This is a genomic window from Shewanella sp. FeAMO (genome assembly GCF_053653955.1).
Genome location: NZ_CM132201.1, coordinates 2,923,295 through 2,943,336, shown reverse-complemented (window position 1 = coordinate 2,943,336; position 20,042 = coordinate 2,923,295). Strand labels below are relative to the sequence as shown.

Sequence of the window (20,042 nt, the reverse complement as noted above, 5' to 3'; positions counted from 1 at the left end):
GAGGTAATTAAAAATGACAGATAAACTTGGCGGATGGGCTGGTAAAGTATTAAGGGTTAATTTAACAACCGGCAATATTACGACAGAATCAACAAATAAATATCATGACTATATAGGTGGTATGGGGATAGGCTACAAGATCCTTTGGGATGGCCATAAAGATAATATCAAGGCCACAGATCCTGAAAATATTATTGTATTCTCCGCCGGCCCGCTAACTGGTTCTGGGGTGATCTGTACGGGTCGTACCACTATAACTTCCCGCAGCCCGGTGATTAAAGATCATCTGATTTCTGATGGACATTTCGGTGGTCACTTTTCACCGGCAATGAAATATGCCGGATTTGATGCCATCGCCATTGAAGGCCGCGCCGCCGCACCGGTATGGCTCAGGGTTGAAGACGGCAAAGTCACGCTGGAATCGGCTGTCGCGCTCTGGGGCAAGGGGATTTTTGATACCCACGCCATGATAGCTGAAATGATGGGCCCCAATGCCCAGGTGGCTGCCATAGGCCAGGCGGGGGAGAATCAGGTGCCCCTGTCAGTGATTATGACTCAGGGTGGACACTCAGCCGGAGGTCATGGCGCCGTGCTCGGGTCAAAGAACTTCAAAGGGATTGGCATCATAGGTACAGGGGCCGTGGCCATTGCCGCCGATAATGCCAACATGCGTCGGCTCGATGACCATATTCTGGGGATTATAGGCGCCAATAACCAAGGGGTTGTGCCATCTACTCCCCAGTCCTGGGCCGAATATTCCAATAGTGGTAGTCGCTGGAAGGCGCGTCCCGGGCTTAAATGGGGGCAATCGGATCAACAGATTGAGCTGGGCGAGGTACCCTGGAATGAACGTAACAAGGTAGGCTTCCGTACCTCAATGGCCGAGATGTACTTCGGTGAAGAGTACGCCAACAAGTGGATGAAGCGTACCGGTGGTTGTCATGCCTGCCCCATTCGCTGCTTCTGTGAGCTCAAGGTGCCTGAGCTGAAACAGAAATATGGTCGTAAGAGCGAGCATATCTCCAACGTCTGTATGGGATTCCTGGCGCCTCAGTATCTGATGGATACCAAGAAAGGTTCGGAAGAGCACGCTATGACAGGTGCTCTGGGCGGCAACCTGATCGACGATTACGGCATCTGGTGTAACTACGGCCTGATTTCGCACCTGTTCAAGTACCTCAAAAAACACGATATGTTCCAATATCTGTTGCCTAAAGAGGAGTTTGACAGCATCCCATGGGATCTGTGGGACAAGAAAGATCCGGCGTTTCTTATCGATTTTTACCGCCGCATAGCCTATCGCGAAGGGGAAATTGCCCATATGGCCGATGGCATGTCGGATCTGATTGAACGCTGGAAACTGGATGGGCGTAACCCGGATCTCGGTTATTGGGATATTCACAAAGAATCCTCGGTGAAAATTTTCAATAAGAAGACCAACGCCGCCGTGCACCATGCCAGTGAGACCGCAGGGCAGGTGGGCACCCTGATCAACATGGTGTTCAACCGCGATGCCCAGTGTCACTCCCATATCAATATTGTTAACTGTGGCTTGCCTCAGGACATGATAGAAACCATAGCCGCCGAATTCTGGGGCGAAGGGGCCTTCGATAAGGTGAAATGGTATACCCCAATCAACCCGGCCAAGGTTAAGTTTGCCAAGTGGTCTTTGGTAAAAAACGTGCTGCACGATTCATTGACTCTCTGTAACTGGATGTTCCCCTTGCTGGCTTCGCCGGACAAGAATCGCAACTACCGTGGAGACAGCACCATAGAATCCCAGATGTTCTCTCTGGTCACAGGCAAGGAAGTGACTGAGACTGAGCTCGACTTTATGGCCGAGCGGGTACTGCATCTGCACCGAGCGCTGACCATCATTCAAATGAATGAGATGAATATGCGCAATGAGCACGATGTGCTTTGCGACTGGGTTTACGACCTGGACCCCGACAAGGCTTTTGGCGATGAAGGCACCATCAAGATGGACAGGGACGATATTCAAAAGGCGTTGGATATGTTCTATGACGATTTTGGTTGGGACAGGCAAACCGGGGCACCACTGAGATCAACCCTGGAAAAATTCGGCCTGGGTTACGCCGCCGATGCGCTGGAGGCCCGTGGCTTGTTGCCGGGATAAAGCATGCTGGAACTGGTGGATTTTATCCGGTTGTTCAGCCAACACGGACGCCTGGTTTCCCTGCCGCAGCTGTTGGCTGTGGCGGGGGATGACTCAGAGAATACTGTGGATGCGGTGCAAGAATATATCCGTTTGATCCTGGCGCCTGAACACAGGGATCTGAAGATGCGCATATCTGAGGATGAGCACTTCTTCTATTCAGACCGTTACATGGTAGACAGCTATGCCAACCGTTGGTTGGCACTGCAACGCGGGGAGGTTGCCGCGACTCTGGCGCAGCAGATACGCGAAGCCAGTTGTCGCCATACCGCGGTGCTTGAGGCTTCAGTTTTGGGGTTTCCCCCCTACAACCTGGATGCCGAAGCGCAGCAGGCGCTGCGACAACAGTTGCTGGCGATGCCGGAATATGACGACATACGTTATGACACCGGCCGCGATGGCAAGGGGTATTACTTTTCTACCGATGGCCTGAGTCCTGAATATGCCAGAGTGCTTGCAGACTACGACCCGTTTGAATGGTCATGCTGAGCCCGGAAGTCTGATGTCTCCCTGCGGGCGTGCTCCCGAACATCAGGCACCCGGGGTCAGCGCCCATCTCCCACCCCGGGCCTGAATGCCCGGGTTTTTCTTATCCTATGTCCTGAAGCCCACGACATAAGTTTGTTACCACAGTGCATTTTGCCCCAATGAGTGGAATAATATCGCTATTCGCTTTCTGGGAGGCAAACAGTGAACCGAGCGGTTTTTTTGGATAGAGATGGTGTAATCAATGTCGATCACGGCTATGTGCACCAAATAGATGATTTTGAATATATCGAAGGCGTCTTCGATGCTTGTCTGGCGTTGAAACGACAAGGCTATAAGCTGGTGGTGGTGACCAATCAGTCGGGGATTGCCCGTGGGCTCTACACTGAAGAGCAGTTTGCCAGCCTGACCGAATGGATGGATTGGAACTTTGCCGACAAGGGCGTGGATCTCGATGGTATCTATTACTGCCCGCACCATCCGGAGAAGGGCATAGGTGAATACAAGCAGGATTGTGACTGCCGTAAACCCAAGGCCGGAATGATCAATAGTGCTGCCAGTTTTCTTAAGCTGGATCTTGCTGCCAGTGTAATGGTCGGTGACAAGGCCGATGATATGCGCGCCGCCAAAGCGGCGGGGATCCCGGTGCGGATCCTGGTCAGAAGTGGCAAAGAGGTGACTCAGGAAGCCATGGATGAGGCGAGCGTAGTACTGGATAGCATTGCCGATGTCCCCCAATATTTGGCATCACAGGCCTGAGTTGGTCGATTACCAAGCGTCTTGGCGCAATAGTGAACACTTGAAGGCTTTGGTAAGAAAAATCGCCTTTTGGGGGTTGCGCAAAAATTCAGGCTCCCTATAATGCGCAACCACTGACCCACGACAGGGTCTGGAAGTCAAAGATTCAAGCATCGAATGCTTTAAGTTGAAATGCTTGGCTGGCTTCTTTTGCTCTTTAACAATCTATCAAGCAATCTGTGTGGACACTCACAGGCATTGAGAAATCGACAAAACGATTTAACTCGATGAAGAGTGTTCATACGAACAGAATTCATTGAGCAGAACCTTCGGGTTCAACCAAAACTTTAATTGAAGAGTTTGATCATGGCTCAGATTGAACGCTGGCGGCAGGCCTAACACATGCAAGTCGAGCGGTAACATTTCAAAAGCTTGCTTTTGAAGATGACGAGCGGCGGACGGGTGAGTAATGCCTGGGAATTTGCCCATTTGTGGGGGATAACAGTTGGAAACGACTGCTAATACCGCATACGCCCTACGGGGGAAAGCAGGGGACCTTCGGGCCTTGCGCTGATGGATAAGCCCAGGTGGGATTAGCTAGTAGGTGAGGTAAAGGCTCACCTAGGCGACGATCCCTAGCTGGTCTGAGAGGATGATCAGCCACACTGGGACTGAGACACGGCCCAGACTCCTACGGGAGGCAGCAGTGGGGAATATTGCACAATGGGGGAAACCCTGATGCAGCCATGCCGCGTGTGTGAAGAAGGCCTTCGGGTTGTAAAGCACTTTCAGCGAGGAGGAAAGGGTGTAAGTTAATACCTTACATCTGTGACGTTACTCGCAGAAGAAGCACCGGCTAACTCCGTGCCAGCAGCCGCGGTAATACGGAGGGTGCGAGCGTTAATCGGAATTACTGGGCGTAAAGCGTGCGCAGGCGGTTTGTTAAGCGAGATGTGAAAGCCCCGGGCTCAACCTGGGAACCGCATTTCGAACTGGCAAACTAGAGTCTTGTAGAGGGGGGTAGAATTCCAGGTGTAGCGGTGAAATGCGTAGAGATCTGGAGGAATACCGGTGGCGAAGGCGGCCCCCTGGACAAAGACTGACGCTCAGGCACGAAAGCGTGGGGAGCAAACAGGATTAGATACCCTGGTAGTCCACGCCGTAAACGATGTCTACTCGGAGTTTGGTGTCTTGAACACTGGGCTCTCAAGCTAACGCATTAAGTAGACCGCCTGGGGAGTACGGCCGCAAGGTTAAAACTCAAATGAATTGACGGGGGCCCGCACAAGCGGTGGAGCATGTGGTTTAATTCGATGCAACGCGAAGAACCTTACCTACTCTTGACATCCAGAGAACTTTCCAGAGATGGATTGGTGCCTTCGGGAACTCTGAGACAGGTGCTGCATGGCTGTCGTCAGCTCGTGTTGTGAAATGTTGGGTTAAGTCCCGCAACGAGCGCAACCCCTATCCTTACTTGCCAGCGGGTAATGCCGGGAACTTTAGGGAGACTGCCGGTGATAAACCGGAGGAAGGTGGGGACGACGTCAAGTCATCATGGCCCTTACGAGTAGGGCTACACACGTGCTACAATGGTCAGTACAGAGGGTTGCGAAGCCGCGAGGTGGAGCTAATCCCATAAAGCTGGTCGTAGTCCGGATTGGAGTCTGCAACTCGACTCCATGAAGTCGGAATCGCTAGTAATCGTGGATCAGAATGCCACGGTGAATACGTTCCCGGGCCTTGTACACACCGCCCGTCACACCATGGGAGTGGGCTGCACCAGAAGTAGATAGCTTAACCTTCGGGAGGGCGTTTACCACGGTGTGGTTCATGACTGGGGTGAAGTCGTAACAAGGTAGCCCTAGGGGAACCTGGGGCTGGATCACCTCCTTACCTAAGCGATAATTGGTGTTTGTTGAGTGTTCACACAGATTGCTTGATAAAAGAAGTAGAGCATGGGGGTCTGTAGCTCAGGTGGTTAGAGCGTTCGCCTGATAAGCGAGAGGTCGGTAGTTCGAGTCTACTCAGACCCACCAATTCTTCCGCTATTCTGCGTTAAACAGGTCGTTGTTTACTCCAGTAAACTTCCTCCCTGTTTGCCTTGACTAGCGTTGAAGAAATGAACAGGTCAATGTTCAAGACTGTTTGCGAGAGATTTTTATTGAGTTCGAGGCAGCCGAGCGATGAGTGAAGGAGTTTAGTTAACTAAATGACTGAGCGAAGAGGCGAAGGCTAACAACGAAATCGGTAAAAAGAACCGCAAAGAAACGGGGCTATAGCTCAGCTGGGAGAGCGCCTGCCTTGCACGCAGGAGGTCTGCGGTTCGATCCCGCATAGCTCCACCACTTCCCTTGGAAGTGCTGGAACCGTCACTCTACAAAGGACGAGAGACGCCAAAGATAAGTCAGTATTTATCTTTGGCTTTTTTAAGCCCGCTCTTTAACAATTTGGAAAGCTGATAGTAGACATCAAAACCTCTCTTCGGAGTGGATTTGATGCATACAAATTGAGTTCTCAAACACTTCAATCAAGTGTTTTGGAAATTCTTCAAGGCGAGTCCACTTCCTTAACCCGGAGGTGAGACAAGTAAACCTAAGCTGGTTGCAATACAATCCGATGAAAACTCATCCGGGTTGTATGGTTAAGCGACCAAGCGTATACGGTGGATGCCTTGGCAGTCAGAGGCGATGAAGGACGTAGTAACTTGCGAAAAGCGTTGGTGAGCTAGTAACAAGCATTTGAGCCAGCGATGTCCGAATGGGGAAACCCGGCAGCATAAGCTGTCATCACTAAGTGAATACATAGCTTAGTGAGGCGAACGAGGGGAACTGAAACATCTAAGTACCCTTAGGAAAAGAAATCAACCGAGATTCCCCAAGTAGCGGCGAGCGAACGGGGATTAGCCCTTAAGTCTTTGGGGTGTTAGTGGAATGTGTTGGAAAGCACAGCGGCACAGGGTGATAGCCCCGTACATGTAAACTAACCAGAGATGAAATCGAGTAAGGCGGCACACGTGATATGTTGTCTGAATATGGGGGGACCATCCTCCAAGGCTAAATACTCCTGACTGACCGATAGTGAACCAGTACCGTGAGGGAAAGGCGAAAAGAACCCCTGTGAGGGGAGTGAAATAGAACCTGAAACCGTATACGTACAAGCAGTGGAAGCGGTTCTTGAGACCGTGACTGCGTACCTTTTGTATAATGGGTCAGCGACTTACATTTAGTAGCGAGGTTAAGCGAATAGCGGAGCCGTAGGGAAACCGAGTGTTAACTGCGCGTATAGTTGCTAGGTGTAGACCCGAAACCCGGTGATCTAGCCATGGGCAGGTTGAAGGTTGAGTAACATCAACTGGAGGACCGAACCGACTAATGTTGAAAAATTAGCGGATGACTTGTGGCTGGGGGTGAAAGGCCAATCAAACCGGGAGATATCTGGTTCTCCTCGAAAGCTATTTAGGTAGCGCCTCGGACGAACACCTTTGGGGGTAGAGCACTGTTAAGGCTAGGGGGTCATCCCGACTTACCAACCCTTTGCAAACTCCGAATACCAAAGAGTGCTATCCGGGAGACAGACGGCGGGTGCTAACGTCCGTCGTCAAAAGGGAAACAACCCAGACCGTCAGCTAAGGTCCCAAAGTAATTGCTAAGTGGGAAACGATGTGGGAAGGCTTAGACAGCTAGGATGTTGGCTTAGAAGCAGCCATCATTTAAAGAAAGCGTAATAGCTCACTAGTCGAGTCGGCCTGCGCGGAAGATGTAACGGGGCTAAGCAATTCACCGAAGCTACGGGTACTGATGCTTGCATCAGTGCGGTAGAGGAGCGTTCTGTAAGCCGTTGAAGGCGAAGGGGTAACCCACGCTGGAGGTATCAGAAGTGCGAATGCTGACATGAGTAACGATAAAGGGGGTGAAAAACCCCCTCGCCGAAAGACCAAGGGTTCCTGTCCAACGTTAATCGGGGCAGGGTGAGTCGACCCCTAAGGCGAGGCTGAAAGGCGTAGTCGATGGGAAACGGGTTAATATTCCCGTACTTCTGCTAACTGCGATGGAGAGACGGAGAAGGCTAGGCCGGCGCGGCGTTGGTTGTCCGCGTTTAAGGTAGTAGGTGGTGTGCTTAGGCAAATCCGGGCACACATACACTGAGAGCTGACGACGAGTCCCTACGGGGATGAAGTGGTTGATGCCATGCTTCCAGGAAAATCTTCTAAGCTTCAGGTTAGCAGGAATCGTACCCCAAACCGACACAGGTGGTCGGGTAGAGAATACCAAGGCGCTTGAGAGAACTCGGCTGAAGGAACTAGGCAAAATGGTACCGTAACTTCGGGAGAAGGTACGCTCCTGTTGGTGATGAGACTTGCTCTCTGAGCTGACGGGAGTCGCAGATACCAGGTGGCTGCAACTGTTTATCAAAAACACAGCACTGTGCAAAATCGCAAGATGACGTATACGGTGTGACGCCTGCCCGGTGCCGGAAGGTTAATTGATTGGGTTATCTTCGGAGAAGCTCATGATCGAAGCCCCGGTAAACGGCGGCCGTAACTATAACGGTCCTAAGGTAGCGAAATTCCTTGTCGGGTAAGTTCCGACCTGCACGAATGGCGTAATGATGGCCACGCTGTCTCCAGCCGAGACTCAGTGAAGTTGAAATTGCGGTGAAGATGCCGTATACCCGCGGCTAGACGGAAAGACCCCGTGAACCTTTACTATAGCTTGGCACTGAACATTGACCCTACATGTGTAGGATAGGTGGGAGACTATGAAGATGAGACGCCAGTCTTGTTGGAGTCAACCTTGAAATACCACCCTTGTAGTGTTGATGTTCTAACCTGGGCCCCTAATCGGGGTTAGGGACAGTGCCTGGTGGGTAGTTTGACTGGGGCGGTCTCCTCCCAAAGAGTAACGGAGGAGCACGAAGGTTGGCTAAGTACGGTCGGACATCGTACGGTTAGTGTAATGGCATAAGCCAGCTTAACTGCGAGACAGACACGTCGAGCAGGTGCGAAAGCAGGTCATAGTGATCCGGTGGTTCTGAATGGAAGGGCCATCGCTCAACGGATAAAAGGTACTCCGGGGATAACAGGCTGATACCGCCCAAGAGTTCATATCGACGGCGGTGTTTGGCACCTCGATGTCGGCTCATCACATCCTGGGGCTGAAGTCGGTCCCAAGGGTATGGCTGTTCGCCATTTAAAGTGGTACGCGAGCTGGGTTCAGAACGTCGTGAGACAGTTCGGTCCCTATCTGCCGTGGGCGTTGGATGATTGAGGGGAGCTGCTCCTAGTACGAGAGGACCGGAGTGGACGAACCGCTGGTGTTCGGGTTGTCATGCCAATGGCATTGCCCGGTAGCTACGTTCGGAATCGATAACCGCTGAAAGCATCTAAGCGGGAAGCGAGCCCCAAGATGAGTCATCCCTAGGGCCTGGAGCCCTCTGAAGAGCCGTTCGAGACCAGGACGTTGATAGGCAGGGTGTGTAAGCGTTGCGAGGCGTTGAGCTAACCTGTACTAATGACTCGAGAGGCTTAACCATACAACCCAGATGGGTTTTACGGACTTGAAGAAGTCGATACTTGATTGAAGTTTGAACTCAAGCTCTGAAAAGAGCACAGCCAAGAATACCGGTCGCTTAGCTCAGCCGGGAGAGCACCTCCCTTACAAGGAGGGGGTCACTGGTTCGATCCCAGTAGCGACCACCATATTTCAAAGCAACAGCTTTCTGAATTTAGGAATGAATTTATCAAATACATCCCTGTATTTGACCCTAACGGGCCGCGCTAAAGCGCGTTTAAAATTTGTTCCATACAATTTTATGTCTGGTGACAATAGCATTGTGGTCCCACCTGATCCCATCCCGAACTCAGAAGTGAAACGCAATCGCGCCGATGGTAGTGTGGGGTCTCCCCATGTGAGAGTAGGTCATCGCCAGACGCCACTTTGGTTTTCACTTTTTAGAAAAGTGAAGACAAGACAGTAACGATGGATCCCCAGCACTTTGTGTTGGGGATTTTTCGTTTTAATTGCATTTTGAAATGTCCACTCTCACATGGGGAAGATAAAGAGTCCGAACGCAGTGAGGCACAATCCCATGTGGAGTAGGGTGAGGTTGTCGCGTTTATCAAACTCAGTTTGATGCGACAGACGAACGCGGAGAGCTTGCTCGAAGCTGGCCATCGCCAGACGCCCCATTTTATTTTCACTTTTTAAAAAAGTGGAGACAAAACAGTAACAAAAGAGCCCTAGCTGAATGCTAGGGCTTTTTTGTTTGTCTCGCTTCCAGCGAGCACGACTTAACATGCAGCCCAAAGCTGCTGGCGCAGTGTGTGCCCCTCAGCTCGCAGCCAAGCTGCTTCGCGCTACAGCCATCTATCAAGCTGTGCTTGATGAGCAGATGTCTTTCGCCCCCATGTGAGATGGTGCTGTGGAGATATTGAGAATAGATTGACCCGCTTGTCTGGGCAGATTTATCCAGTCTCTGGAGCACAGAGATTTCACCCGACCAGTATCATCTATAAAGGTATTCGAGGCTTAAGTCGAGAAGGGTTTATCTCGCTTCCAGCGAGCATGACTTTCATGGCAGTCATATACTTCAGCTCGCCGTGGTGCAGTTTCATGTCACAAGCACTCATCAAAACCTGTTGTCATATGCTATCAATCCAAAGGCTTTAAGATGTTACTGGTGGCTTTATGATACAGCTAACTGTCATGGACAGGCTTTTCCTTTATAATTAACAATTTGATGCTTTCATATATTCTTGGTTAAGAATGAGGAGTCGAGCTTGCTGACCAAAATTCTGCTGACGGCCTTGGTATTGGTACTGGCGTGGACCATGCTCAAGCGAAGGGCAAGCCCTGAAGTGAGGCAGAAGGAGATTGCCGAGCCTTTGCCCCTGTTCAAACGCTTTCTGGTCCCTGGAGCCGTGGGCGTTACCTTGATACTGGCCTGCGGCTTTTTTGCCTGGCAATGGTTTGATGGTTATCAGGTGGTTTCCGTGACCTTGGTTTCACCCAAGGAGGAGCGGCGGGAAGTTTATCAGGTGCGCAAGAAAGATATCTCAACTAATGAATTGGTTACCGTGGATGGACTTAGGATCCGCCTTTCCAGTGAGGAGCGTTTGATGATAGCCGAGAAAAGTGTTCCCTGACGCCATTGAGCACTTTCCATTAATGGCTTATCAGGTAAACTAGGCACATTTTTTTGCCGGGCATTTCTTTCTACGGCACGGCTATCTTCAGGAGGACCCATGATTACTGCATACACCTATCAGGATCAGCAGCTTAAAATTATTGAGCTGACAATAGAAGAGGGTCTTCCGGAGCAAACCCTGTGGTTGGATCTCTACAAGCCGGATGATGATGAACGGGATTGGTTGAGTCGTTACTCGGTGGAAGAGGTACCCGACGAGGAAGATATCAATGAGATTGAAGCCTCGGCACGTTTCTATCAAAACAAAGACGGCTTGCATATCAACTCTCTGTTTCCGCAGCGGGTTGGCCAAGATGTTCGTGGTGTCAACGTCTCATTCAACCTGCGCAGCCGGTTTTTGGTCACCATACGTGAAGAGGATGTCGGTCTTATTCGTTTGCTGCGTAACTATTTGCGCCTCGGACGCATCATGGTGGCCACGCCTCAAGCGCTGTTTATCGAGCTCTTTAACCTCAAGGTAGAGTACCTATCTGACTTGATTGAAGATGTTTACACTGTGCTGGAAAACGTTGGTGAGCAGGTGTTTGAGAGTAATGAACTCGATGATGTGTTTAAGCTGATCACCTTGCAGGAAGACTCCAACGGCAAGATACGTTTGAGTCTACTCGATACCCAAAGGTCTCTGCGTTACATACAGAAGTATTACCGTAAAGAATTGGCCGAAGATGAGCTCAAGGAGATCCGCGAGATGTTGTCGGACATCGAATCTCTTATGCCTCACAGTCAGTTTATCTTCGACAAACTCAACTTCTTATTGGATGCTGCCATGGGTTTCAGTGGCTTGCAGCAAAACAAGATCATTAAAATCTTCTCGGTTGCGGCCGTGGTCTTTCTGCCGCCAACCCTGATTGCCAGTAGCTACGGGATGAACTTCAGAGAGATGCCTGAGCTTGAGTGGTACTTCGGTTACCCCATGGCGCTGGTGATGATGTTGGCCAGTGCGGCAGGCACTTACCTGTTCTTCCGCCGCAAAGGCTGGTTGTAACGTTGGCAACTCTGGTTAAGTGCTTTAGCACCTTGGTTACAGGGGCTTACGCCTTAGTGGTATCACCTGAGCCTTGTGATCTCTGTACTGGTCCGGTGCTTCCAACACGCTCGCCAACGCGGCGAACTTGTGGCGCATAATGCGGATGCTGACCAGGCATCTGTGATAGGGGTTATTGCAGCGTGCCAGACTCTGCTGCAGGTGGTGTTTAATGGTTCTGAGCTGGTCCTGGTTGGAGTCGGAACCATTGATCAACTCATCACTCAAACGCTCCTGTAGCTTGTCCAATTCTTCCGGCTGGTTTTGAGCCAGCCACATCAAGGTGTCAAAATCCGGTAGTTCTGTCATTGCCGGCCTCCGCCTGTGAGGGGTGAGCCTGGTTTCAGGCTACCCAAATCCAGGTTGCAACAACAAGATTAGTTCAGTCTAACTATGATGGCGATAATGACTTTGGTTATATAGGCCGAAGGGCTCAGCCTTTGCTTTCGCTGCCGAAGTAATAGCTGACCCGTTCTCTGGGATTGAGATACTTGAAGATTTTCTCCGGCAGGGCCGCCGGTGGCAGGCAGCGCACAATAGAAAGGCCTTCTGCTTCCAAGTCGATAATCGGTGCCTGATCTTTGGGCACCAGAGCGTCATATACCAGAATTCGTGGCAGCAGTAGCTTATCCAGGTTGACCGACATTACCAGCCCATATTGACCGGAAGAGAGTTCGACCACGCTGCCGGGAGGATAGACCCCGAGCATCTTGATCATCTTGCCGACATATTCCTGATTCAGCTTTCCCTTGGAGTATTTATACAGATAGCCCAGAGCAGCATAAGGCGTCTTGGCCTTGGATTGCACTCCAGGGTGACAAAGAGAGTCATATTGGTTCACCACGGCCACCAACTGGGCGGTCTGGCTCAGCTCATCGGCTTTCAGGCCTCTTGGGAAACCACTGCCATCGAGCAGCTCATGGTGATTGGTGATAACGTCCCTGGCATTTTCCGGAAAATCGGCTGCCAGCTTGATGAACTCTGCGCCCATCAACGGGTGCTGATTCAGCAGGTTTTGTTCGGGTTTGTTCAGTGGCTCCTGCTTACGCAGTATCTGGCTTGGCAGTTTGAGCTTGCCTACGTCATGGAACAGTGAACCCAGGCCCACGGCCTCGATATCTTCTCTGGGCCACTGCAACTCTTTGGCTACCAACATGGCGAGAATGGCTACGTTGAGAGAGTGAAAATAGATGCCTTCGTCTTTATCCGAATCGGCCATCAAATGGAGGATAAGGTTGTCGGAGGATAACAGTTGCTCGGCTATGTCACGCACCAAGTCCTGCGCCTCGGTAACGGCATTCAGAGGCCGGCTGCGTAGTTTGTTGACCAGATTGCGCATTCTTGCCAGTGAACGGTCAAAATGTTCCTCTGTCTTATGCAATTCGCGGCGCATTTTCTTGAGGATCTCGATTCGCCTTTGCTTGTCGCTTTCCATCTGTTGTTGCAGAGAGTCGACTTCCTGTGGATTTTCCACCGGGGCAGGCTGCTGATCGGCCGGTAGCGGCGGGGTATCACTGCGATCCGGCACCACGAACACGCTGTCTATGCCCAGCTTGCGGATAAGCTCAATTTGAGCCTGTTGTTTGATACGGAAGCTACTGAAAAGAAAAGGGTGATCTTTCCACGCCAGTGGAAGGCGGACGAAGTTGCCTACCTGCAGTTGTTGGACACTGACTCTACAGCTCTTGTTCATTCAAATCATCTTTTTTAAGCAATCGAATCATTTTAGCGCAAAGAGTACGCTTTACAATTAGTTAGCTCACATGTAAGCATGTTTGGATAAAAAAATAAGCAAATTGAGATTTTTATGGACTTTATCGAAGTATATCCCAATGCCATTCCTGATGAGTTATGCGATCGTCTTATTGCCGCCTTTGATGCTCATCCGGGTGTTACTGAGGGCCGCACAGGCCATGGTGTCGACAAGGAAAAGAAAATCAGCCGCGATCTGACATTGGATCAGTATCCCGAGTTGCAGCCTCTGCGCAATGAGTTGCTGGGCCACACACTAAAGCATGCCGGGCGATACTTTGATAAGTATGCCATGGCACTGATGGGAGCCGTTGCCGTGCAGGTGGCTGATGAGTCCGGCAATGCAGTAACCCTGACACCGGATAACTATGCTCGTCTGGGAGCCCCCAGAGCCGAGGCGCTGGTACAATACCTTTATCGTAGTGGTACCATCAATCTGCAAAGATATCAGCGCGATGTCGGTGGTTATCCTCATTGGCATTCTGAGCAGTTTCCCCAGGCCGGTCACAACGACGCCCTTCACAGAGTGGTGCTTTACATGTTCTATCTCAATGATGTGGCCGAAGGCGGGGAGACTGAATTCTTTTATCAGCAGCGCAAAATTGCGCCAAAGAAGGGCACTATGGTGATAGCCCCGGCGGGATTTACCCATAGCCACAGAGGGAATCGTCCCAAGAGTGATGACAAGTATATTGCCACCTCCTGGATCATGTTTAACCGCGCCGAGCAACTTTATGGGCCAACCCGGCGCTGAGACTCACTGCATGGGAATTTGAATACGGAAGCGGGCACCTTCCAGATCTGAATCCTCAATGCTGAGGGTGCCGCCGTAACTGCTGACGATTTCATTACATACCGCCAGACCAATTCCCTGTCCCGGTGACTGGGTATCGGCGCGCACGCCGCGCTGGATGATCTTCTGTTTAAGGCTCTCATCAACACCTGGGCCGTCATCTTCTACCAGTATCTGCAGTATGTTGCCTTGATAACCGGCACTGACGCGAACGGTTGAGATACACAGGCGGAACGCATTTTCCATCAGGTTGCCGAACAGCTCCATCAAGTCGCCCTGATTGCCGGGAAACTGCAGCTCTTCCTCTATTTCTGCGCTGAACTTCACCTGTTTGTCACGGTATACCTTAAACAGCATCTGTGCCAGTTGCTCCACCAGAGGGGCAATCGGAGTCTGTTCCTGCTTGAGGCCTTTGCGTCCCAGCATGGCGCGCTTGAGCTGATATTTCACCAGCTGATCCATCTGGCTCACCTGTTCCATGATTTTTTCGCTGCTGGCCTGTTTGTCCAGGCTGGCATCATCTGTGATGGCATGCACGGCGGCGAGACGGGTCTTGAGGCTGTGGGCCAGATCATTCATGGCATTTTGATAGCGCTGTTGTTGGGCGCTGGATTGCTGCAGCAGTTGGTTGAGCGCTTGGGTAACGCCTTCAAGCTCCACCGGATAACCGCCCGAGAGTGACTTGGACTTACCGTTGATGATGGATCTCAACTCATTTCGCATCTGTACCAGTGGCCGCATGCCCCAGTAAGCGGCGCTGATAAGCAGTACCAGTGCCAGTGCCAACACCAGCGCCAGGCGAATATAGGTGCGTTTGGCAAATTGGCTGTATTCCTGCTCCAGTTTGGCCGCATCCTTGAGCACCAACAGGTTGTAGTGAATACCGGCGATATCGACCGACAGCAGATAGGCAAAATAGGCGCGATTATCGGCCATGTTGAGGTAGTAGGGGGGCGCTTCGTTGCGGATTTCATTGAAACGTTCACAGGTATCGAACAGGCCTCTGTCCACCGCCAGCGACGAGGTCCATACCTGCTTGAACTTCTCATCACAGGAGGCGATGACATAGCGCTCCTGTTTGTTGTTCTCCTCAAGCCAGGAGCTGGTGTCCGGTATCAGGTCGTGCTCCCTGAGCTCGGCAGCCACCTGAGGGATTTCGGCTATCAGCTGCGCCGTCTCTTCGTTATAGCTGTTTTGCGCATGCAATATGTTGACCATCCAGGCCAAGCCAAAACCGACCACGGCAATGATCGACAGCGAAGTGAGAAACATCCGCGTCAGCAGGCGTTTCTTGGGTTTTATTCTCAATTGCATGGCAGGTTGAATTTGTACCCCTGGCCTCTGATGGTCACTATTGGATTTTCGATACCGTCACGGGTCAACTTCTTGCGCAGTCGGCTCACCATCACCTCAATGGTGTTGGGATCGCCTTCCTTGTCGCCGTAAATAACGTCCAGCAGGCGCTGTTTGGCGACCACTTCATGGTTGTGACGCATCAGGTACTCAAGAATTTGATATTCGAAGGCGGTAATTTCCATTGGTTCACCGTTCATGGTGACTTGCTTGGCGGCGAGGTCCAACGACAGGTCGCCGCTGTTGATCACCGGCTTGACGAAACCGGCACTGCGGCGGACCAAGGCATCAAGACGGGCCACCAGTTCCTCTTTTTGAAAAGGTTTGACCAGGTAGTCATCGGCGCCGGCGTTGAGTCCCTCAACTTTGTCTTGCCAGTTGACCCGGGCAGTAAGGATCAGGATAGGGGCTTTGACATCTTCATCCCGCAGGCGTTGGATAAGCGCAATGCCGTCCTGATCCGGCAATCCCAAATCCACAATGGCGACATCAATGGGGTAGTTGGTCGCCTGAAAAAATCCCTCTTTGGCTGTTCCCGCCACCTGGACCTGATTTCCCAATTCTCCCAGTTGTACCTTGAGGTGATGGGAGAGTAAGGGATCGTCTTCAACAACCAAAATTCTCATATTCTTTACGCCTTTAACTGAAATCCAAACAGTGTACGCAGTTCCCTGGAACAGCTCAAGCCGAGGGGCTAAATCAAGGGCTTAGGCCAAAGACCCGGCTGGCTTAAACAGGGCTATACACTGGCTCGAGTGTATAGCCCTTTTACTTAACCTGTGCTGACCTCTGATGCGGATTGTTGAGTAATTGGTCTAAGAATTGGAAAGGTTGTGGTGAGTTGCCGTTATGGCAGGCGGCTACGGTTTCTCGCCAGCCCATTACCACTCCAGGCGCACAGCAGAGTAAACAGGGTGACCCCGCCCATAATGAATGCCAGCCTGACCCAGGGGGCATCCATGGCCTGGCGCATGGCAACATATTCAAAGCCACTCTTGGCCCATACCAGCAAGGCGCCGGCCAATAGGCCGACTTGCAGGATGCGAACGACAACGGCGCTTTTCACAAACAGCACGGCCGGCGCCAACAGGCAGATAGCGGCGGCGATTGTGTGTGAGTATCTGAGAAAATGGGCACCCAGCAGCCAATAAGCAAGACAGAGTAAAACAACACGCCACCACATAGAAACCTCGAATCGATTGAGTTGGGGCTATTCTAGTCTGGATTTAAAATGCATTCTATTTACTGCTTCACAGTTTACCCCCGGAGCTCCAAGGGTTAAGTCCTTCAGGCTTTATACCAAGTTTGTGGCTCAATTGTTCTGCGTCAAGCCGTCAGCAACCTCAGCAGTATGGCAACCGAGACGACTAGGAAGATAGCGCCGCAAAGGTAATCTATGTAATGGCCAAAGCGCAGCAGGCGTTGCTGCACCCGGGCGTGAGACAGCAGCATGGCCAGCATGGCAAACCATATAACCGAGAGCAGCGGCAGTAATATGGCGGCCAATAGCTTGGTCTGGCTGTTGACCTCCGGGGTGATAAGGGTGGAAAACAGCGTTAAAAAGAACACCAACGCCTTGGGGTTGAACAGGTTGGTCGATAACCCAAGCAGCAACCCGGCGGCGGCAGACATGGTGTTATCGCTCGCACTTTTACCTGGCTCATTGTCTACCCTGTTGTTTAACTCCTCGGACTGCATGACTTGTGTATCATTGATTGCTGCCCGGCTGGTTGGCAAATCATTGGTTTGAGCTTCAGCGAGTGGCCTTGCCGCCAAGGCGCGTTTAAGCCAGGCCTGAACACCAAAGGCTCCCAGTCCCATCCAGCCCAGATAAAGGGCGCCAAAGAGCTGCACCAGCACAAACAGGGTATGCGAGCCTTGAATGGCCAGGCTGACACCTGTGAGGCTCAGGACAGTGTGCACCAATATCGCCAGAGAGATGCCAACGGCGGCCGCCAGTGCGGTGCTGCGCTGCTCTCGGCTGGCAATTTTCAGGATCAATGCAAAATCCGGCCCCGGGCTCGCCAATGCCAGCAGGTGAATGGTGCCCAGGGTCAGCAAAAGATGCAGATCTGTCATAGTCAACTCTATCCTGTAGTGCCTCATTAAGCCGAGGCTGAAAGTGTTTGGGTATAGGGGTAAAAATGCTCAGCCACCAGGGAGGGGGATGTGGATCACAGCATGCGCCGCTGAAACGCCTGTGGAGAAAGCAGGAAGGCACGCTTGAAGGCTTTGTTCAGATGGCTCTGATCGAAGAAGCCGACTTGCTGCGCCACCGAAATCACACTGTCTCCCCTGAGCAGGGCTTTCTTGGCATATTCCAGGCGGATCCGCTTTAAATAGGCATGTGGCGTCATGCCGGTTCTCTGGCGAAACTGCCTAAGCAGTTGGTATTGGCTGAGATCCAGCTCCTTGGCAAGCTGCGGCAACCTAAATGGCGCACCGGGATCGGCATGAAAGGCTTCTCTTAACCTATCGAGCTGACTCTGACTCAAGGCGTGGGGCAGTCTCTCTGTATTGAGCTTGCGGCCATGCAGGCGCATCAGCTTTTCCAAAAAGGCGATAACCGCGGCTTCGGGAACCAGGAGGTCATTGGCTGCTATGGGTTGGGTCAGCAAATGGTGCAGCTGGCAAAATTCCTGATACAGCGCTGGATGATGCAACATAGGCGCGGCAAAACTGAAATATCCCAGGCCGAGATCCCGCGCCAGTTGTTGCAGCCAGTCATGGGGCAGGGACATTACCAGGGCACAATAACCCTGTTGTTCGCTGCTCTGGCCATCATGGCTGCTGTCGGGATCCAGGGTCGACAGCCAATTGGGTCTCAGGTGCCAGGTTTGGCCACGGTAATGAAAGTCCTGGCCGCCGTGACTGACCACACCGATATGAAAGTCCAGATGAACATGGGGCTCGAAGTGAAAATGTTGAAAACTGGCCCGACTGATCTCCAGTTCGGGATGGGATGGGGCGCGCCAATAATGGATTTTCTCCTCGTGCATCTTGCTATCCTGGGTAAGAATTTATGTTATCTTAGCGGTCGGTGATCCAGGCCGCCTAGTAAATTATTGCACGGCCGGTATCAAAGTCAGACCTATAAATACCGATAACAGATTGGAGCCCACTGTGAAAGGACAGATCTTAAGAGAAATGAAAGTACTGAGTGCTATTGAACCTGAATATGAGGTGGAAAGGCGGGTAGCATTTCTCAAGGCCAAACTGCAGGAGGCTCACTGCAAGACTCTGGTACTGGGGATCAGTGGCGGGGTCGATTCTTCCCTGGCCGGGCGCTTATGTCAGTTGGCGGTAGATTCGTTAAATGAAGGCAAAGCCGAGGCTGAGTACCTTTTTGTGGCCATGCGTTTACCTTACCTTGAACAGCGCGATGAACATGAGGCGCAGCAGGCGCTGGCATTTATCCGCCCCAGCAAACTGGTGACTGTGAATATTCATGACGGGGTTAGCGGCATTCATCAGCATGTACTCAGTGGCTTTGACCGCGCTGAACTGGCGCTACCGGATGCCAACAAGGTTGATTTTGTGAAGGGTAATGTCAAGGCCAGAATGCGGATGGCGGCCCAATACGAGGTAGCTGGCTTACTCGGGGGCCTGGTGGTCGGTACAGATCACAGCGCCGAAAATGTCACAGGTTTCTATACCAAGTGGGGCGATGGTGCTTGCGACTTGGCGCCGCTTTTTGGCCTGAATAAGCGTCAGGTCAGGCAGTTGGCCGCCTTCCTCGGCGCCTCGGAAACCTTGGTACGCAAGGCGCCAACGGCGGATCTTGAGTGTGACAACCCTGGGCTTGAGGACGAAGTCGCCCTGGGGTTGAGTTACGATCAGATTGACGACTTCCTTGAGGGCAAGCCGGTTTCCGCCGAGGTGGAAAGCAGGATCATAGCCATCTACAAAGCCACGCAGCATAAGCGCAAGCCTATCCCGACCATTTACGATTAACCGCTCAAATTGAATCGTAAAACGCCGCGTTAATCGCGGCGTTTTCTTTATGGGTTGCAGTGCAGCGCTTGGCGCAGCAGCAAAATACTGGCGTTGGGAAACTGGCGGTAATCCAGGTAGGGGACTTTCCAGCGCCACTGATCCAGCCGCTGTATCCCGGGGGCACCGGTGAGCTTCTGTCCGGCATCGTCGGCGATATTGAGTTTGCCGGCGGCTTCATTGCCGGCAATAAGAGCTATGCCGCTATCGGTTGCCAACCGGGTCGCTGCTATCTCAAGTGCGACCTGGGAAAAGAGCCGCTGCTGCAGAAAGCTACGCCAGTCGTCATCCGGGGCAAATATCTTGGCGCAGATCACCAGGATTTTGCGCCAGTGGTTGGAGTTGGCGGCTATCAAGGCCGCAGCGGCATCGCTCTGCTGCCAATGCCAGTCAAGCGGCAGTGTTGGCGGGTTGGGCAGATAAACCCGCGCTTTGGCCAGGTCGTTACCAATACGCAAAGGAAATGAAGGCGTTGAGTGTGCGTGCACGTTTGCTCTCTGTTAGACTTTTATGCCAATGAA

At 51.9% G+C, this 20,042-nt stretch carries 15 protein-coding genes, 3 tRNA genes and 3 rRNA genes; 13 read left to right on the top strand and 8 right to left on the bottom strand.

The window, feature by feature from the left end; all coding sequences use genetic code 11:
* Positions 1–13: 13 nt before the first annotated feature.
* From ACWAU4_RS13270 to corA, 11 genes are all read left to right on the top strand, one after another.
* The gene (locus ACWAU4_RS13270) at positions 14–2,137 is read left to right on the top strand and encodes an aldehyde ferredoxin oxidoreductase (RefSeq protein WP_096142693.1); all 2,124 of its coding nucleotides are present in this window, start codon (positions 14–16) and stop codon (positions 2,135–2,137) included.
* Positions 2,138–2,140: 3 nt separating this feature from the next.
* Complete coding sequence (locus ACWAU4_RS13265; protein ID WP_123116475.1) at positions 2,141–2,665, top strand: hypothetical protein; 525 nt, start codon at positions 2,141–2,143, stop codon at positions 2,663–2,665.
* A 201-nt stretch (positions 2,666–2,866) separates the two neighbouring features.
* Positions 2,867–3,421: a D-glycero-beta-D-manno-heptose 1,7-bisphosphate 7-phosphatase gene (gmhB, locus tag ACWAU4_RS13260; RefSeq protein WP_107110587.1), complete on the top strand. Its 555-nt coding sequence runs from the start codon at positions 2,867–2,869 to the stop codon at positions 3,419–3,421.
* A gap of 327 nt (positions 3,422–3,748) precedes the next feature.
* Positions 3,749–5,293: ribosomal RNA gene (locus ACWAU4_RS13255) — 16S ribosomal RNA — on the top strand.
* 66 nt (positions 5,294–5,359) lie between these two features.
* Positions 5,360–5,436 (top strand) — tRNA-Ile (locus ACWAU4_RS13250).
* A gap of 233 nt (positions 5,437–5,669) precedes the next feature.
* Positions 5,670–5,745, top strand: a tRNA-Ala gene (locus tag ACWAU4_RS13245).
* A gap of 294 nt (positions 5,746–6,039) precedes the next feature.
* Positions 6,040–8,932: ribosomal RNA gene (locus ACWAU4_RS13240) — 23S ribosomal RNA — on the top strand.
* Positions 8,933–9,022: 90 nt separating this feature from the next.
* Positions 9,023–9,098, top strand: a tRNA-Val gene (locus tag ACWAU4_RS13235).
* A 116-nt stretch (positions 9,099–9,214) separates the two neighbouring features.
* Positions 9,215–9,330, top strand: a 5S ribosomal RNA gene (gene rrf / locus ACWAU4_RS13230).
* Together the 16S, 23S and 5S rRNA genes with 3 tRNA genes alongside form the textbook arrangement of a ribosomal RNA operon.
* Before the next feature lie 848 nt (positions 9,331–10,178).
* Positions 10,179–10,544: a hypothetical protein gene (locus ACWAU4_RS13225; RefSeq protein ID WP_025889694.1), complete on the top strand. Its 366-nt coding sequence runs from the start codon at positions 10,179–10,181 to the stop codon at positions 10,542–10,544.
* 99 nt (positions 10,545–10,643) lie between these two features.
* The gene (gene corA, locus ACWAU4_RS13220; protein WP_044734693.1) at positions 10,644–11,591 is read left to right on the top strand and encodes a magnesium/cobalt transporter CorA; all 948 of its coding nucleotides are present in this window, start codon (positions 10,644–10,646) and stop codon (positions 11,589–11,591) included.
* Between the two features lie 36 nt (positions 11,592–11,627).
* Here the strand turns inward: corA and ACWAU4_RS13215 are convergent, their stop codons facing one another.
* Together ACWAU4_RS13215 and ACWAU4_RS13210 are read right to left on the bottom strand one after the other, a co-directional pair.
* Complete coding sequence (locus tag ACWAU4_RS13215) at positions 11,628–11,939, bottom strand: DUF3135 domain-containing protein (protein WP_025011469.1); 312 nt, start codon at positions 11,937–11,939, stop codon at positions 11,628–11,630.
* Between the two features lie 124 nt (positions 11,940–12,063).
* Positions 12,064–13,323 carry an HD-GYP domain-containing protein gene (locus ACWAU4_RS13210; RefSeq protein WP_025011468.1) on the bottom strand — a complete coding sequence of 420 codons (1,260 nt, stop codon included), beginning with the start codon at positions 13,321–13,323 and terminating at the stop codon, positions 12,064–12,066.
* 114 nt (positions 13,324–13,437) lie between these two features.
* Here ACWAU4_RS13210 and ACWAU4_RS13205 point away from each other — a divergent pair, with 114 nt between their 5' ends.
* The gene (locus ACWAU4_RS13205; RefSeq protein ID WP_025011467.1) at positions 13,438–14,136 is read left to right on the top strand and encodes a 2OG-Fe(II) oxygenase; all 699 of its coding nucleotides are present in this window, start codon (positions 13,438–13,440) and stop codon (positions 14,134–14,136) included.
* A 3-nt stretch (positions 14,137–14,139) separates the two neighbouring features.
* On the opposite strand, the gene ACWAU4_RS13200 is transcribed toward ACWAU4_RS13205, so the two are convergent.
* The 5 genes from ACWAU4_RS13200 to ACWAU4_RS13180 all read right to left on the bottom strand — a co-directional run bounded on the left by ACWAU4_RS13200 (position 14,140) and on the right by ACWAU4_RS13180 (position 18,527).
* The gene (locus ACWAU4_RS13200) at positions 14,140–15,489 is read right to left on the bottom strand and encodes an ATP-binding protein (protein ID WP_025889696.1); all 1,350 of its coding nucleotides are present in this window, start codon (positions 15,487–15,489) and stop codon (positions 14,140–14,142) included.
* On the bottom strand, positions 15,480–16,154 hold the full coding sequence (locus ACWAU4_RS13195; RefSeq protein WP_025011466.1) for a response regulator: 675 nt from the start codon (positions 16,152–16,154) through the stop codon (positions 15,480–15,482). The genes ACWAU4_RS13200 and ACWAU4_RS13195 overlap by 10 nt, the downstream gene beginning before the upstream one ends.
* 221 nt (positions 16,155–16,375) lie before the next feature.
* A complete protein-coding gene (locus tag ACWAU4_RS13190; RefSeq protein WP_144377835.1) occupies positions 16,376–16,711 on the bottom strand; it encodes a hypothetical protein in 336 nt (111 codons plus the stop codon).
* 143 nt (positions 16,712–16,854) lie between these two features.
* Positions 16,855–17,607, bottom strand: a complete 753-nt coding sequence (locus ACWAU4_RS13185) for a LysE family translocator (RefSeq protein WP_208124841.1) — start codon at positions 17,605–17,607, stop codon at positions 16,855–16,857.
* Positions 17,608–17,702: 95 nt separating this feature from the next.
* Positions 17,703–18,527, bottom strand: a complete 825-nt coding sequence (locus tag ACWAU4_RS13180) for an AraC family transcriptional regulator (RefSeq protein WP_208124840.1) — start codon at positions 18,525–18,527, stop codon at positions 17,703–17,705.
* A 124-nt stretch (positions 18,528–18,651) separates the two neighbouring features.
* Here ACWAU4_RS13180 and nadE point away from each other — a divergent pair, with 124 nt between their 5' ends.
* Entirely contained in the window at positions 18,652–19,482 is an 831-nt protein-coding gene (nadE, locus tag ACWAU4_RS13175) for an ammonia-dependent NAD(+) synthetase (RefSeq protein ID WP_025011462.1), read from the top strand.
* 47 nt (positions 19,483–19,529) lie between these two features.
* On the opposite strand, the gene ACWAU4_RS13170 is transcribed toward nadE, so the two are convergent.
* Positions 19,530–20,009, bottom strand: coding sequence for a DUF6942 family protein (locus ACWAU4_RS13170; RefSeq protein WP_144162098.1), 480 nt, complete (start codon positions 20,007–20,009; stop codon positions 19,530–19,532).
* Positions 20,010–20,042 lie beyond the last annotated feature (33 nt).